This window comes from Sphingomonas sp., assembly GCF_019746015.1.
In the GTDB taxonomy this organism is placed as follows: Bacteria; Pseudomonadota; Alphaproteobacteria; order Sphingomonadales; family Sphingomonadaceae; genus Sphingomonas.
Window position 1 is genome coordinate 1 of record NZ_JAIESM010000016.1, and the last position, 15325, is coordinate 15325.

11 protein-coding genes are annotated in these 15325 nt (G+C 68.4%); 8 read left to right on the forward strand and 3 right to left on the reverse strand.

The genetic code is table 11. The annotated features are described in order from the left end of the window. Positions 1 to 209: 209 nt before the first annotated feature. The 7 genes from K2Y03_RS02660 to K2Y03_RS02690 all read left to right on the forward strand — a co-directional run bounded on the left by K2Y03_RS02660 (position 210) and on the right by K2Y03_RS02690 (position 9896). Positions 210 to 1142 carry a complex I NDUFA9 subunit family protein gene (locus K2Y03_RS02660; protein WP_294088035.1) on the forward strand — a complete coding sequence of 311 codons (933 nt, stop codon included), beginning with the start codon at positions 210 to 212 and terminating at the stop codon, positions 1140 to 1142. Positions 1143 to 1195: 53 nt separating this feature from the next. Further along, positions 1196 to 2005 carry an undecaprenyl-diphosphate phosphatase gene (locus K2Y03_RS02665; protein WP_294088037.1) on the forward strand — a complete coding sequence of 270 codons (810 nt, stop codon included), beginning with the start codon at positions 1196 to 1198 and terminating at the stop codon, positions 2003 to 2005. 168 nt (positions 2006 to 2173) lie between these two features. Next, complete coding sequence (locus tag K2Y03_RS02670) at positions 2174 to 3598, forward strand: NAD(P)-dependent oxidoreductase (protein WP_294088039.1); 1425 nt, start codon at positions 2174 to 2176, stop codon at positions 3596 to 3598. Next, positions 3595 to 4299, forward strand: coding sequence for a hypothetical protein (locus K2Y03_RS02675; protein WP_294088040.1), 705 nt, complete (start codon positions 3595 to 3597; stop codon positions 4297 to 4299). The genes K2Y03_RS02670 and K2Y03_RS02675 overlap by 4 nt, the downstream gene beginning before the upstream one ends. Next, positions 4296 to 8813: a glutamate synthase large subunit gene (gltB, locus tag K2Y03_RS02680; protein WP_294088041.1), complete on the forward strand. Its 4518-nt coding sequence runs from the start codon at positions 4296 to 4298 to the stop codon at positions 8811 to 8813. Before K2Y03_RS02675 ends, gltB begins: the two co-directional genes overlap by 4 nt. Positions 8814 to 8853: 40 nt before the next feature. Then, positions 8854 to 9525, forward strand: a complete 672-nt coding sequence (locus K2Y03_RS02685) for a glutathione S-transferase family protein (protein WP_294088042.1) — start codon at positions 8854 to 8856, stop codon at positions 9523 to 9525. After that, positions 9525 to 9896, forward strand: coding sequence for a tRNA-binding protein (locus tag K2Y03_RS02690; protein WP_294088043.1), 372 nt, complete (start codon positions 9525 to 9527; stop codon positions 9894 to 9896). The genes K2Y03_RS02685 and K2Y03_RS02690 overlap by 1 nt, the downstream gene beginning before the upstream one ends. 151 nt (positions 9897 to 10047) lie before the next feature. Here K2Y03_RS02690 and pepN read toward each other — a convergent pair whose 3' ends face one another. After that, on the reverse strand, positions 10048 to 12642 hold the full coding sequence (pepN, locus tag K2Y03_RS02695; RefSeq protein ID WP_294088044.1) for an aminopeptidase N: 2595 nt from the start codon (positions 12640 to 12642) through the stop codon (positions 10048 to 10050). 36 nt (positions 12643 to 12678) lie between these two features. Between pepN and K2Y03_RS02700 the strand changes: the two genes are divergently transcribed. Beyond that, on the forward strand, positions 12679 to 13545 hold the full coding sequence (locus tag K2Y03_RS02700; RefSeq protein ID WP_294088046.1) for an SDR family NAD(P)-dependent oxidoreductase: 867 nt from the start codon (positions 12679 to 12681) through the stop codon (positions 13543 to 13545). Here the strand turns inward: K2Y03_RS02700 and K2Y03_RS02705 are convergent. Together K2Y03_RS02705 and K2Y03_RS02710 are read right to left on the reverse strand one after the other, a co-directional pair. Next, positions 13455 to 14387, reverse strand: coding sequence for an EamA family transporter (locus tag K2Y03_RS02705; protein WP_294088048.1), 933 nt, complete (start codon positions 14385 to 14387; stop codon positions 13455 to 13457). The two genes, K2Y03_RS02700 and K2Y03_RS02705, sit on opposite strands and share 91 nt — an antisense overlap. Next, the coding region (locus tag K2Y03_RS02710; protein WP_294088050.1) for a low specificity L-threonine aldolase at positions 14384 to 15325 on the reverse strand (942 nt) is incomplete at its 5' end. The genes K2Y03_RS02705 and K2Y03_RS02710, both read right to left, overlap by 4 nt.

The window sequence follows — 15325 nt, forward strand, 5'->3', positions numbered from 1 at the left end:
CTTGCGAGCGCCAGCACCTGAAGCTGGTGCGTCTACCAATTCCGCCATCTGGGCACGGGGTAGGCCGCGCGCTCTAGTGGAGGCGTGGCCGGCTTGTCAACAGCGGTTTGCCACGCTTTTTACGCGCTTGCCCTTGGCGCGCGCGAACGGCATGGAGCGCGGGCGACCGACAAGGCGTTGAGCAACCAGCAGGGACAGGCAAGGCGACGATGCAGGACAGGCTGATCACGGTGATCGGGGGCGGCGGGTTTCTGGGCCGCTATGTCGCGCAGAGCCTGCTGGCGCGTGGCGCACGCGTGCGCATTGCCCAGCGCGACCCCAAGCGCGCGCTGTTCCTGAAGCCGCTGGGCGGGCTGGGGCAGACGCAGTTCGTCGCCGCCGATATCCGCCGGCCCGACACCATCGCCCGCGCGATTGCCGGCAGCGATGCGGTGGTCAATCTGGTCGGCATCCTTTCCGGCGATTTCCAGGCGGTACAGGCCGATGGCGCGCGCCATGTCGCGGAAGCCGCCGCTGCCGCCGGTGTGCCGCAGCTGCTGCATATGTCGGCGATCGGCGCCGATCCCGCGTCGCCCTCCGCCTATGGCCGCACCAAGGGGCTGGGCGAGGCGGCGGTCCATGCCGCTTTCCCGCAGGCCATCGTGCTGCGCCCGTCGATCGTGTTCGGGCGCGAGGACGGCTTCATCAACCGCTTTGCCGGGCTGATCGTGTCGGCGCCGGTAGTGCCGGTGGTGCGCGGCGTCACGCGCTTCCAACCGGTCTATGTGGCCGATGTGGCAGAGGCGGTCGCGCAGCTGCTTGCGGCGCCGAGCGCGCACCAGTGCCGCACCTTTGAACTGGGCGGGCCGGACGTCATCTCGATGCGCGGCCTGATCGACTGGATTGCGGGTGCAATCGGCGCCGACCGGATGATCATCGACCTGCCCGATCTGGTGTCGTCCGTCATCGCGCGCTTCGGCTTCCTGCCCGGCGCGCCGATCACCTGGGACCAGTGGCTGATGCTGCAGCAGGACAATGTGGTGGGCGGCGGCGTCGGCACGTTCGCCGACCTTGGCATCACGCCCACGCCGATGGCCGCCGTCGCGCCGGACTGGCTGGTGCGCTTCCGCAAGCATGGCCGCTTCACCCAGGCAACCGCCTGATCGCCCCGCGCTTGCCGCGCTAACGCCGCGCGCCCGCCGCGCGAGGAGGACCGTTGAACGACATCATCACCAGCATTCTGCTCGGCATTGTCGAAGGGGTGACCGAATTTCTGCCGGTTTCGTCGACCGGGCATCTGATTCTCGCCGGCGCGCTGCTGGGGTTCAAGGACGATAAATGGGCGCTGTTCGACATCGTCATCCAGCTGGGGGCGATATTGGCGGTGGTGGTGCTCTATTGGCGCACCTTTTGGGGCGTGCTGCAGGGCCTGCTGGCGCGCGACGCGGGGGCGATCCGCTTCGTGGCCAACCTGCTGATCGCGTTCGTGCCGGCGGTGGTGATCGGCCTCCTGTTCCGCAAGCAGATCGAGGCGCTGCTGCTGCAGCCGATGGTGGTGGCGATTGCGCTGATCCTGGGCGGCGTGGCGATTCTGGTGATCGAGCGGCTGGTGAAGCCGGGGGCGGCGGTGGGCATTGCCGCGCTGCCCGTCACCACCGCGCTGGGCATCGGCGTGCTGCAGTGCCTGGCGATGATCCCGGGGGTCAGCCGTTCGGGCGCGACGATCCTGGGCGCGCTGACGCTGGGGGTGGAGCGGCGCACGGCGGCCGAGTTCAGCTTCTTCCTCGCCATCCCGACCATGCTGGGCGCGAGCACGGTGGAACTGGCCGCGCACCACGACACGCTGGCGGCGGCGAACGCGGTCGGGCCGGGGATGATCGCGCTGGGCTTTGTCGTGGCGTTCATCGTCGCGCTGCTGGTGGTGCGCTGGTTTGTCGGCATCGTCAGCCGCCACGGCTTTGCGCCGTTCGCCTGGTATCGAATCGTCATCGGCGGCGTGGCGCTGGTGTGGCTGCTGGCGAAATAGGGCCGCTACGGACTTAATAGAGCGAGGCTCGCGAATTTCGTCGCGCACAACCATCGGATCGGCCGGATAAAGGACAGTCATACTGCCTTAAATCGCAGTTCCCGCGTGACTCGGCCGCGGCGCCGGGTTAGTTTCGTTGCCGTTCTTGCAATGGCGAAAGGCGGGGCAATGCCGGAGACAATGCTGCAATTCCCCGACCGGGCGCAGGCCTATCCGCCCAAGCGCGACGCCGGCGAGCGCGCGCACGACTTCCGCGAGATTGCCGACCGTTATGCACCGGAACAGGGCGCCGAACAGGCCGCGCGCTGCTCGCAATGCGGTGTGCCCTATTGCACGGTGCACTGTCCGTTGCAGAACCACATCCCCGACTGGCTGAAGCTCACTGCCGAGGGGCGGCTGCGCGAGGCGTATGAACTGTCCAACGCCACCTCGACCATGCCGGAGATTTGCGGCCGCATCTGTCCGCAGGACCGGCTGTGCGAGGGCAATTGCGTGATCGAATTTGCCGGGCACGGCGCAGTCACCATCGGCGCGGTTGAAAAATACATCACCGACACCGCCTGGGAAGAAGGCTGGGTCGCGCCGCTGGTGGCCGGGGCGGCGACCGGCCAGTCGGTCGGCATTATCGGCGCGGGGCCGGCGGGGCTGACGGCGGCCGAATATCTGCGCGCGGCGGGCCATGAAGTGCATGTCTATGACCGTTATGACCGCGCGGGCGGGCTGCTGACCTATGGCATCCCCGGCTTCAAGCTGGAAAAGCCGGTGGTGACCCGCCGGGTCGAGCGGCTGGCGGCGGGCGGCATCCGCTTCCATCTGGGGGTCAGCGTGGGTGAGAGCGTGACGCTGGCTGAACTCCGCGCACGCCACGACGCACTGCTGATCGCCACCGGCGTTTATCGCGCGCGGGCCACGGATGTGCCGGGCAGCGCGGCGGCGGGCGTGGTTGCCGCGCTTGACTATCTGACCGCGGCGAACCGCGCCGATTTCGGCGCCGCGCTCCCGGCCGGGTTCGATGCGGCGGGCAAGCGCGTGGTGGTGATCGGCGGCGGCGACACCGCGATGGACTGCGTGCGTACCGCCGTGCGCCAGGGCGCGGCGAGCGTCGACTGCCTCTATCGCCGCGACCGCGCCAACATGCCCGGCAGCCAGCGCGAAGTGGCGCATGCCGAGGAGGAAGGCGTGCGCTTTCGCTGGCTGTCCGCGCCGGTCAGCTTCACCGGCGATCCGGTGCGCGCGGTGCGGGTGCAGGCGATGCGGCTGGGCGCGCCCGACGCCGGCGGCCGCCGCGTGCCGGAGGTGGAGCCGGGCAGCGAGCTGTCGATCGACGCCGATCTGGTGATCGAGGCGCTGGGCTTCGATGCCGAAGACCTGCCCGTGCTGTTCGGCGCGCCGGAACTGGCCACCACCCGCTGGGGCACGCTGATCGCGGGCGCCCCCACGATGATGACCACGCTCGACGGCGTGTTCGCCGCCGGCGACATTGTACGCGGCGCCAGCCTGGTCGTCTGGGCCATTCGCGACGGGCGCGAGGTGGCGGCGAAGATGATGGACTATTTGAGCGCCAAGAGTCAGGCCGAAAGGATTGCTGCATGAAGACGATGTTTGCGTTTGCCCTGTCCCTCATGCTTGTCACGCCTGCCGCTGCGCAGACGCCACCGCCCAGCGCCGAGACGCAAGCGCCGACACCACTTGCCCGCGACGTGGCCGGCACGCTGTTCCCTGACGGTACTTATCGAAAAATGCTCGGCCCGCAGATGACGCAGATGCTGGCCGGCATGACCGACGGCATGGCCAGCATGCCGCTCGGACCGCTGCTGAAGGCGGCCGGTCTGCCTGAGGACAAGGTGAGCACGCTCGACAAGGCCACGCTCGGCGAGGTGATGGCGATCATCGATCCTGCCTATCAGGAACGCACGCGCCGCACCGTCCAGGCGATGTTCGATGGCATGGTCCCGATCTTCGAGAAGCTGGAGCCTGACCTGCGCGCTGGCCTTGCCGTCTCGCTCGACCGGCGCTTCACATCGGCGCAACTGGACGAGTTAAAAGCCTTTTTCGCGACGCCGACCGGCACCAATTTCGGCGGGCAACTGTGGATGCTGTTCATGGACCCTGCTGTGATGGGCAAGATCCAAGCTGCGATGCCCCTACTGATGGAGGCCATGCCCGACCTGATGAAGGGCGTTGCGAAGGCGACCGCCGATCTGCCCAAAATGCGAGAGTATAAGGACTTAACGCCCGCCGAGCGCGCCCGGTTGCGCCAACTATTTGGCCGTAGTCCCAAGGCGCGCCAATGACAGACTCCCGCGACCAGCGCGCGCGGCTGGCGGCCGAGGGCATGTACCGCCCCGAGTTCGAAAGCGACGCGTGCGGCGTTGGCCTGGTCGCCGCAACCGATGGCAAGCCGTCGCGCCGGGTGGTTGCCTCCGCCATCGATGCGCTGAAAGCGGTGTGGCATCGCGGCGCCGTGGATGCGGACGGCATGACCGGCGACGGCGCGGGGCTCCACATCGACCTGCCGACCGCGTTTTTCGAGGAAGCGATCCTGCTGTCGGGCCACCGGCCGCTGCCCAACCGGCTGGCGGTGGGCATGGTGTTCCTGCCCCGCACCGATCTTGCCGCGCAGGAGGCGTGCCGCACGATCGTGGAAAGCGCGATCATCGAGGCGGGCCATACCATCTATGGCTGGCGCCAGGTGCCGGTCGACGTGTCGGTGATCGGGCAGAAGGCGCAGGCGACCCGGCCCGAGATCGAGCAGATCATGATCGCCGGGCCGCTGCCGGGCGATGAAAGCGCGACCGACTTCGAAAAGCAGCTCTACGTCATCCGCCGGCGGATCGAAAAGCGCATCATCGCAGCGCAAATTCAGGGCTTCTACATCTGCTCGCTATCGTGCCGGTCGATCATCTACAAGGGGCTGTTCCTGGCCCAGAGCCTGTCGGTCTTCTACCCCGATCTGTGCGACGCGCGGTTCGAGAGCCGCGTCGCCATTTTCCACCAGCGTTATTCCACCAACACCTTCCCGCAATGGTGGCTGGCACAGCCGTTCCGGTGCCTGGCGCATAATGGCGAGATCAACACCATTCGCGGCAACAAGAACTGGATGCTGAGCCACGAAATCAAGATGGCGGCCAATGGCTTTGGCGAGAATGCGGCCGACATCAAGCCGATCATCCCAGCCGGCGCCAGCGATACCGCCGCGCTCGACGCGGTGTTCGAGGCGATCTGCCGCTCGGGCCGCGACGCGCCCACCGCCAAGCTGATGCTGATCCCCGAAGCGTGGCAGGAAGCGGTGGAAATGCCGCCCGCGCACCGGGCGATGTACGAATATCTGGCGAGCGTGATGGAGCCATGGGACGGCCCCGCCGCGCTCGCCATGACCGATGGCCGCTGGGTGGTGGCCGGCATGGACCGCAACGCGCTGCGCCCCCTGCGCTACACCCGCACCCGCGACGGGCTGCTGATCGTCGGCTCCGAAAGCGGCATGGTGGTGGTGCCGGAGGCCGACATTGTCGAGAAGGGCCGGCTTGGCCCCGGGCAGATGATTGCGGTCGATCTGGAGCAGGGCGCGCTCTACACCGACCGCGCCATCAAGGACCGGATTTCGGCCGAGGTCGACTACCCGGCGATGATCGCGGGCTTCCTGACAATCGACGCGCTGCCGCCCGCGCCGGACGCCGCGCCCGGCTATGCCCGCGACGAGCTGCTCCGCCGCCAGATCGCCGCCGGCCACAGCATCGAGGATATGGAGCTGATCCTGGCCCCGATGGTGGAGGCGGGCAAGGAAGCCGTCGGATCGATGGGCGACGACACGCCGCTCGCTGTGATTTCGGCCAATTCGCGGCCCATCAGCCAGTTTTTCCGGCAGAATTTCAGCCAGGTGACCAATCCGCCGATCGACCCGTTGCGCGAACGGCGGGTGATGACGCTGAAAACGCGCTTCGGCAATCTGGCCAATGTGCTCGATCCCGAAGGCGCGCCGGCGCCGGTGCTGGTGCTCGACTCCCCCGTCATCGACAGCGCGACCTGGGCGCGGCTGCAGGCCTATTTCGGCCCGTCGGCGGCGACCATCGACTGCACGTTCGAAGCAGGCGCGGGGCCGGAGGCGCTGCGGGCGGCGATCCAGCGCATCCGCCACGAGGCCGAACAGGCCGTGCGCGAGGGGCGCGGCGAGCTGTTCCTGACCGATGAGGCGACCGGGCCGGGCCGGGTGGCGGTGGCCGGCGTGCTGGCGGCGGCGGCGGTGCACACCCATCTGGTCCGCACGGGGCTTCGCGCCTATGCCAGCGTCAACATCCGCACCGCCGAATGCCTCGACACCCATTATCACGCGGTGCTGATCGGCGTCGGCGCAACCACGGTGAACCCCTATCTGGCCGAGGCCGCAATTGCCGACCGGCACGCGCGCGGCCTGGTGCCGGGGCAGACGCTGGCCGGGGCGCTCGCCCGCTATCGCAGCGCCATCGACGAGGGCTTGCTGAAGATCATGTCCAAAATGGGCATCGCGGTGATCTCCAGCTATCGCGGCGGCTATAATTTCGAGGCGGTGGGGTTGAGCCGGTCGCTGGTGAACGATCTGTTCCCCGGCATGCCCGCCAAGATTTCGGGGGAGGGCTATGTCAGCCTGCACCTGTCGGCGCGGCTGCGGCATGACGCCGCCTATCGTGCGCCCGCCGCGACACTGCCCATCGGCGGCTATTATCGCCAGCGCGCGGGCGGGGAGGCGCATGCCTATTCCGCGCAGCTGATGCACCTGTTGCAGAACGCCGTCGCGCGCGACAGCTATTCCACCTATCTGCAATTCTCGCGCGGCGTGGCCGATCTGCCGCCCGTTTATCTGCGCGATCTGCTGCAGTTCAACTATCCGGCAGATGCGGTGCCGGTCGAGCAGGTCGAGGCAATCACCGAAATCCGCAAGCGCTTTGTCACGCCGGGCATGTCGCTCGGCGCGCTCAGCCCGGAAGCGCATGAGGTGCTGGCCATCGCCATGAACCGCATCGGCGCGAAGGCCGTGTCGGGCGAGGGGGGCGAGGACAGCGCGCGCTACACCCCTTATGCCAATGGCGACAACGCCAATTCGGTGATCAAGCAGGTGGCGAGCGGCCGCTTCGGCGTGACCGCGGAATATCTGAACGCCTGCGAGGAGATCGAGATCAAGGTGGCCCAGGGCGCCAAGCCCGGCGAGGGCGGGCAGTTGCCCGGCTACAAGGTGACCGACCTGATCGCCCGGCTGCGCCACGCCACCCCCGGCGTGACGCTCATCTCGCCGCCGCCGCACCACGACATCTATTCGGTCGAGGATCTGGCGCAGCTGATCTATGACCTGAAGCAGATTAACCCGCGCGCCCGCGTGTGCGTGAAGCTGGTGTCGTCGGCGGGGATCGGCACCGTCGCCGCCGGCGTGGCCAAGGCGCATGCCGACATCATCCTCGTCTCCGGCCATGTCGGCGGCACCGGCGCCTCGCCGCAATCGAGCATCAAATATGCCGGCACGCCGTGGGAAATGGGGCTGAGCGAGGTCAATCAGGTGCTGACGCTGAATGGCCTTCGGCACCGGGTGAAGCTACGCGCCGATGGCGGCCTGCGCACCGGCCGCGACATCGTGATCGCGGCCATCCTGGGCGCCGAGGAGTTCGGCATCGGCACATTGAGTCTGGTCGCGATGGGCTGCATCATGGTGCGCCAGTGCCATTCGAACACCTGCCCCGTCGGCGTGTGCACGCAGGACCAGCGGCTGCGCGACAAGTTCACTGGCACGCCCGAAAAGGTGGTGAACCTGATGAGCTTCATTGCCGAGGAAGTGCGCGACATCCTCGCGCGGCTGGGCTGCCGTAGCCTGGACGAGGTGATCGGCCGCACCGAATTGCTGCGCCAGGTGAGCCGGGGGGCCGAGCATCTCGACGATCTCGACCTCAACCCCATATTGGCCAAGGTCGATGCGCCCGACGCCCAGCGCCGCTTCAACCTGACGACGCACCGCAACGAAGTGCCCGACAGTCTGGACGCGCAGATGATCCGCGATGCCGCCGCCGTGTTCAGCCGGGGCGAGAAGATGCAGCTCACCTATTCGGTGCGCAACACCCACCGCGCGGTCGGCACGCGGCTGTCGAGCGAGATCACCCGCACCTTCGGCATGGCGCGGCTGGCGGACGGCCATGTCCATGTCCGGCTGCGCGGTTCGGCCGGCCAGTCGCTGGGCGCGTTCCTGTGCAAGGGGGTGACGCTGGAAGTGTTCGGCGACGCCAATGACTATGTCGGCAAGGGTCTGTCGGGCGGCATCGTCATCGTCCGGCAGATGGTGAGTTCAACGCTCGCCAGCCAGGACAACAGCATCATCGGCAACACCGTGCTCTATGGCGCGACCGCCGGGCGACTGTTCGCGGCCGGGCAGGCGGGGGAGCGCTTTGCCGTGCGCAATTCGGGCGCGGAAGTGGTCGTCGAAGGCTGCGGCGCCAATGGCTGCGAATATATGACCGGCGGCGTCGCCGTGGTGCTGGGCGAGGTGGGGCCGAATTTCGGCGCCGGCATGTCGGGCGGGATGGCGTTCGTGTTCGACCGGGCCGGCCGCTTCGCCCGCCGCGCCAACCCGGACAGCATCATGTGGAACCGCGTCGCCTCCGCCCATTGGGAGGGGGTGCTGCGCGCGCTGGTGGCAGCGCACGCCGCCGCGACCGACAGCAAATGGGCAGCCGCCCTGCTCAACGAATGGGACCGGATGCTGCCGCATTTCTGGCAAGTGGTGCCCAAGGAGATGCTGGCGCGGCTGCCGCACCCGCTCACCGACGATATCGGCCTGGTTGCCGCCGAATAGGCTTGGCCAGCGCCGCTGCAATGCCCTAGACGCTGTGGCCATGTGGCAGCTCTATCAATTCCCCCTGTGCCCCTTCTCGCGCAAGGTGCGCCTGCTGCTGGGTGAAAAGGGCGTCGGCTATGATCTGGAGCCCGAGGCGCCCTGGGCGCGGCGCGACCAGTTTGTCGACATGAACCCGGCCGCGCAGACGCCGGTGCTGGTCGATGAGGAGCGCGGGCTGCGGCTGATCGATTCGGTGGCGATCTGCGAATTTCTGGAAGAAACGGTCGACAAGGCGGCGATGATCAACGGCACCGCCGCCAACCGCGCCGAAACGCGCCGGCTGGTCGCCTATTTCGACCAGATCTTCTACCGCGACATCACCGGGCCGTTGCTGCAGGAACGCATGATGAAGCGGCTGGTGCATGTCGGCGCGCCCGACGCGCGGGTGCTGCGCGAGGCGATGAAGGCCGCCGTCGCGCATCTCGATTATGTCGATTATCTGCTCGACCATCGCAAATGGATTGGCGGCTCGACGATGGGGCTGGCCGATCTGGCGGCGGCGGCGCAGATTTCGGTGGTCGATTATCTGGGCGGCATCGACTGGAAGAACCATGAGCAGACCGCGCGCTGGTATCGCGGGCTGAAGAGCCGGCCGAGCTTTCGCCCGCTGCTGTCCGAACGGATGGAGGGGCTGGCCCCGCCCAGCCATTATGACGATGTCGATTTCTGATGCACCTGCCGCCTGATCCGGCGGCGCCGCGCGCGGCCGAGGTGGCGTTTGACGACTGGCTGAAGCTCGACATCCGCGTCGGCACGGTGGTGTCGGCGGCGCCGTTTCCGCAAGCGCGCAAGGCCGCCTACAAGCTGGAAATCGATTTCGGCCCGGTGCTGGGGGTGCTGAAAAGCTCGGCGCAGATCACCGTGCATTACCGGGCCGAAGAGCTGGTCGGCACGCAGGTGGCGGCCATCGTCAACTTCCCCCCGCGCCAGATCGGCCCGTTCCTGTCACAGGTGCTGGTGCTGGGCTTTCCGGACGAAGCGGGCAATGTCGTGCTGGTGCGCCCCACCCGCCCGGTGCCCGATGGCGGGCGGTTGTTTTAGGATTTGTCCTCATCACAAAGCCCCACGTCGCCCCGGCCCCCGAGCCGGGGCCCCGCTGCCTTTGCGACGACAGAAAAGCTGGACCCCGGGTCAAGCCCGGGGTGACGGCGCGGTGGGATCAGGGTTGCGCCAGGTTGGCGCCAACTAGCCGCTAGCGCGCCAGGCTGCGCGACGCCTGTTCATACACGTCGCGCGACAGGCCCTGCACCGCCAGGATGCGCGCCAGTTCGTCGCGCATCAGCGTGGCGCGGGCCGGGGTGAAGCGCTGCCAGCGGCACAGCGGCGCCAACAGCTTTGCCGCCGTCTGCGGGTTGATTGCGTCCAGCGCGATCAGCTGGTCGGCAACGAAGCGATAGCCGCGCCCGTCGGCGACATGGAAGGCGCGCTGATTGACCCCGAACGCGCCCACCAGCGCGCGCGCGCGGTTGGGGTTGGCGAGCGTGAAGTCGCGGTGCCGCGCCAGTTCGGTCACGGCCTCCGGCGTATCGTCGCGCGCGCTGAGCGCCTGGGTCGAGAACCATTTGTCGAGTACCAGCGCATTGTCCGAATAGCGGTTGTAGAAAATGTCGAGCGCGGCAATGCGCAGGTCCGACAGGCCATTGGCCAGCATCGTCAGCGCGCCCTGCCGGTCGGTCATGTTGTCGGCGGCCTGGAACTGGTCGAACGCCAGCTGCGCGGCATCGGCGGCGCCGGCCGCGCCGATATAGTTGAGCGCGACCGTCTTCAGCCGGCGCAAGCCCTTGGCGGCGGGGGTATAGGCAAAGGGGCCGGCGGCGCGCGCGCTGGCATAGGCGCGGCGCCAGTCCGCCTCCAGCGTGCGGCCGATGTCGCGGCGCAGCGCCTCACGCGCGCGGAACACCGCATCGGGATCGACCACCGCCAGCTGATCGCCGACAAAGGCTTCGGACGGCAGCAGCACCGCTTCGGCGACAAAGGCCGGGTCGAGCGCCGGGCTGCGCAGCGTTTCGGCAATCGCCGCCACCACCGCGCCATGGTCGGCCCGGCCCTGCTCGATCGCCGTCACCAGCGTGTCGAGCATCAGCTGCTGCATCGCCTCATAACGGGCGAAGGGGTCGTCATCATGCGCCGACAATTTGGCCAGATCGGCCGCGCTGCGGTTGGTCTCGACGATGATCGGCGCCGAAAAACTTCGGTTGACCGAGAGCAGGGGCAACTCGGCAATGCCGTCGAACCTGATGTCGGCGCTGGCATCGGTCAGCAGCACCACCTGCTCGTCGGTCAGCGCGCGGCCGCTTTCGCGCCCGAACAGCTTCACCTTGATCGGCAGCACCATCGGCGCCTTCACCGGCTGCGACGGGGTGGGCGGCACCGCCTGCGCCAGATGCAGCGTCGCGCGGTGGGTGGCGGCATCATGGTGCAGATGCGCGGTCACGCGCGGCGTGCCGGCCTGGCTGTACCAGCGGCGGAACTGGGTCAGGTCCGCGCCGGAGGCCGCCTCCATGCTGGCGACGAAATCCTCGCAGGTTGCCGCCATGCCGTCGAACTGGCTGAAATAATGGTCGCAACCGGCGCGGAACTTCTCCCACCCCAGGATCGTCGCCATCATGCGGATGACTTCGGCGCCCTTGTTATAGACGGTGGCGGTGTAGAAGTTCGAGATTTCGATATAGCTTTCGGGCCGGATCGGGTGGGCAAGGGGGCTTGCATCCTCAGGAAACTGGGCGGCGCGTAGAGCGCGGACATCCTCGATCCGCTTGACCGCGGGCGAGCCCTGATCGGCCGAAAAGCACTGGTCGCGAAAGACGGTGAAGCCTTCCTTCAGGCTCAGCTGGAACCAGTCGCGGCAGGTGACGCGATTGCCCGACCAGTTGTGGAAATATTCATGCGCCACCACCGCCGAAATCGCGTCATAATCATAATCGGTCGCGGTTTCGGCATCGGCCAGAATGTAGCGCGTGTTGAAGATGTTGAGGCCCTTGTTCTCCATCGCGCCGAAGTTGAAATCATCGACCGCGACGATGTTGAACACGTCCAGATCATATTCGCGGCCATAGACGCGCTCGTCCCACGCCATTGCCGTCTGCAGCGCGTCGAGCGCATGGGCGGTCTTGGGCAGGTCCGCCGCGCGCACCCAGATGGCCAGCGCCACATGCCGCCCGGAACGGGTGATGAAGGTGGCGCGGTTGGCGGCCAGATCGCCCGCCACCATCGCGAACAGGTAACAGGGCTTGGGGAAGGGATCATGCCATTCGGCCCAGTGCCGGCCATCGTCCAGCGTGCCGGCGGCGACCGGGTCGCCATTCGCCAGCAGCACGGGGTAGCGCGCCCGGTCCGCCACCATGCGCACCGTATAGCGGCTCAGCACATCGGGCCGGTCGGGGAAGAAGGTGATGCGGCGGAACCCTTCGGCCTCGCACTGGGTGCACAGCAGCCCGCCAGAGGCATAAAGCCCCATCAGCTGGGTGTTGCGATCCGGCGTGATTTCGCATTCGGTTTCAACGACATGGTGGCCGCCATCGAGGGGGATGACGAGCGCGCCCTCATCAAGCCGCCAGTTGTTGACGGCAACCCCGTCGACCTGCACCGACACCGGCACCTGCCCGCCGCCATCGAGCACCAGCGGGCCATGGCCGGTGCTGCGCACCACCTCCAGCCGCGCCTTCACGCGGGTGGCGGCGGCGTCCAGATCCAGGTCCAGCCGGATTTCCGGCACCAGCCACTCGGGCGGGGCATAATCTGCGCGCCGGATGACATGGGGCTGGGCGGGCGCGTGAAGATCGAGCATGGCCGCGCAGATACGCTTGGTTTAGGCTGGGCGCTAATGAAATCGCGCGGGAAAGGGCGTCGCGTGGACCTATTCATCTTCGGGCTGGGCTATAGCGCGGGCGTGGTCGCGCAAATGGCGGCGGCGGGCGGCTGGCAGGTCGCCGGCACCAGCCGCAGCGGGCGCGCGGGCACCATCGCCTTTGACGATGATCCGGCCGTCCATGCCGCACTCGCCCGCGCCAGCCATGTGCTCGTCTCCGTGCCGCCGGACGCGGCGGGCGACCCGGTGCTGGCGCGCTATGGCGACGCGCTGGCCGCCACCGGCACATGGCTGGGCTATCTCTCCTCCACCGGCGTCTATGGCGACAGCGGCGGCGCCTGGGTCGATGAAAGCGCCGTCATCGCCGGGCGGCGGGGCGCGCGCAATCAGGCTGATCAGGACTGGCTGGCGCGCGGTGCGCGGGTGTTCCGCCTGCCCGGCATCTATGGCCCCGGCCGTTCCGCGCTCGACCGGGTGGCGCAGCGGCGGGCGCACCGCATCGACCTGCCCGGCCAGGTGTTCAGCCGGGTTCATGTCGACGATATCGCGCGCGGCGTGATTGCCGGGTTCGCCGCGCCGCCGGGGGCCTATAACCTGGCCGACGATATGCCCTGTAGCCAGAATGAGGTGGTGGAGTTCGCCTGCCGCCTGATCGGCGTGCCGCCGCCGCCGCTCCAGTCGATGGAGGCGGCCGGCCTGTCCCCCATGGCGCGCGCATTCTATGCGGAGAACCGGCGCGTCGCCAATGGCAAGGCCAAGCGCGTGCTGGGCTGGCGGCCGCTTTACCCCGATTACCGGTTGGGCCTGCGCGCGGTGAGCGCGATCACCAGCCCCGCCAGCGCCAGCAGCGCGCCCGCCACCGCCAGTGCCGACCAGCGATAGCCCTCGAACAAAGTCGACAGCAGCATTGCGATGACGGGGATGATGACGCTGGAATAGGCCGCCTTGGCCGGGCCGATCACCCGCAAAATGCCGAAATAGAGCGTGAATGCCACCGCCGAGGCCACCACCCCCAGATACAGCATGCCCAGCACATAGCCCCAGCGCCATTCCACCACCGGCGGGCCGGACAGCTGCCAGGCAATCGCCGCGTCGAGCGCGGCACCCATCAGCATGGCCACCCCCAGCATCGCCGCCATCGGATAGGCCCGCGCGGTCTGCGTCGCCTGCAGCACATTGGCGCCCGACGCCGCCATCACCGCGCACAGGGTGAGCGCCACCCCGGTCAGCGCTTCGCCCGCCCCGTGCGGATCGATCCGCGCTTCGTGCACGAACAGCAGGGTGACACCCGCCATCGCCACGGCCGAGCCGATCAGCAGCTGCCGGCCCAGCCGCTGGCCCAGGAACAGCCGCGCCAGCAGCGCATTGGGCACCAGCAGCAGCGCGAACACCACCGCCACCAGGCCGGAGGCGATATGCCCCTCCGCCCGGTAGACCAGGTTGAAGTTCAGGCAGAATTGCAGCACCGCCAGTGCCGCCGCAAACGCCCAGCCGCGCCGGTCGAACACCACCCGCTCGCCGCGCCACAGCGCATAGCCCAGCATCACGCCGCCCGCGATGAGGAAGCGGTAACAGACCGACCAGCTGGGCGGCACCGTGCCCAGCTGGTCGCGGATGACGATCCAGGTCGATCCCCAGATCAGCGTGATGATCGCAAAGGGGATGAGGATTTCCGGGCGGGCCGAGCGCGGTGCCGCGCCCGTGCCGCCGCCGTCCGCGCTCACAGCGCGGCGATCGCGTCGGCGAGCGGGCGGATATCGGCCTCGCGCTGGTGCCACGACACCACCAGCCGCGCCGCCCCCGGCCCCCAGTCGTAAAAGTCGAAGCCCTGTGCGCGCAGCGCCGCAGCCTCCGCCGCCGTCACCCGCAGGAACACTTCGTTCGCCTCGACCGGGTGGAGCAGCCGCGCCCCCGCCGCCGCCGCCAGCAGCGCCGCGCCGGCATTGGCCGCGCGCGCATTGCGCAGCCACACATCGTCCTTCAGCATCGCCAGCAGCTGCGCGGCCAGATAGCGCCCCTTGGAAAACAGATGCCCGGCGCGCTTGCGGCGATAGAGCGTCGCCTCGGCCAGCTCGGGGCGGAAGAAGATCAGCAGCTCCGCCGTCATGCCGCCATTCTTGATGAAGCCGAACGACAGCGCATCCACCCCGGCGCGCCAGGTGATGTCCGCCGGCGCGCAGCCCAGATGCGCCACCGCATTGGCAAAGCGCGCGCCATCCATGTGCAGGCCCAGCCCGCGCGCGCGGGCCAGCGCGCCGAGCGCCGCGACTTCCGCCACCGAATAGACCAGCCCGTCCTCGGTCGCCTGGGTGATCGAGATGGCGTGCGGCTGCGCCTGGTGCACGTCGCGGCGGGTCGCCTCCAGCAGCGCGGTCACGCTGGCCGGCGTCAGCTTGGCGCCCGGCCCGTCCGCCAGCAGCAGCTTGGCGCCATGGGTATAGAATTCGGGCGCGCCGCACTCGTCATTCTGGATATGCGCGTCGCGGTGGCAGATGATGGCGCCATGCGGCGGGCACAGCGCCGCCAGCGCCAGCGCATTGGCCGCCGTGCCGGAGCCGATCCACAGCGCGCGCACCGGCGTTTCGAACAGCGCGCTGGCGGCGGCATCCAGCTGCCGGCTCCACTGGTCGCCATCATAAGCGGTGTCGAGCGTGTTCGCCTC

Bases quoted from the DNA above. Each gene is read 5' to 3' on its own strand.
- K2Y03_RS02670 (WP_294088039.1), top strand. From the start codon at position 2,174: ATGCCGGAGACAATGCTGCAATTCCCCGACCGGGCGCAGGCCTATCCG.
- gltB (WP_294088041.1), top strand. From the start codon at position 4,296: ATGACAGACTCCCGCGACCAGCGCGCGCGGCTGGCGGCCGAGGGCATG.
- K2Y03_RS02660 (WP_294088035.1), top strand. From the start codon at position 210: ATGCAGGACAGGCTGATCACGGTGATCGGGGGCGGCGGGTTTCTGGGC.
- K2Y03_RS02690 (WP_294088043.1), top strand. From the start codon at position 9,525: ATGCACCTGCCGCCTGATCCGGCGGCGCCGCGCGCGGCCGAGGTGGCG.
- pepN (WP_294088044.1), bottom strand. From the start codon at position 12,642: ATGCTCGATCTTCACGCGCCCGCCCAGCCCCATGTCATCCGGCGCGCA.
- K2Y03_RS02675 (WP_294088040.1), top strand. From the start codon at position 3,595: ATGAAGACGATGTTTGCGTTTGCCCTGTCCCTCATGCTTGTCACGCCT.
- K2Y03_RS02685 (WP_294088042.1), top strand. From the start codon at position 8,854: ATGTGGCAGCTCTATCAATTCCCCCTGTGCCCCTTCTCGCGCAAGGTG.
- K2Y03_RS02700 (WP_294088046.1), top strand. From the start codon at position 12,679: ATGAAATCGCGCGGGAAAGGGCGTCGCGTGGACCTATTCATCTTCGGG.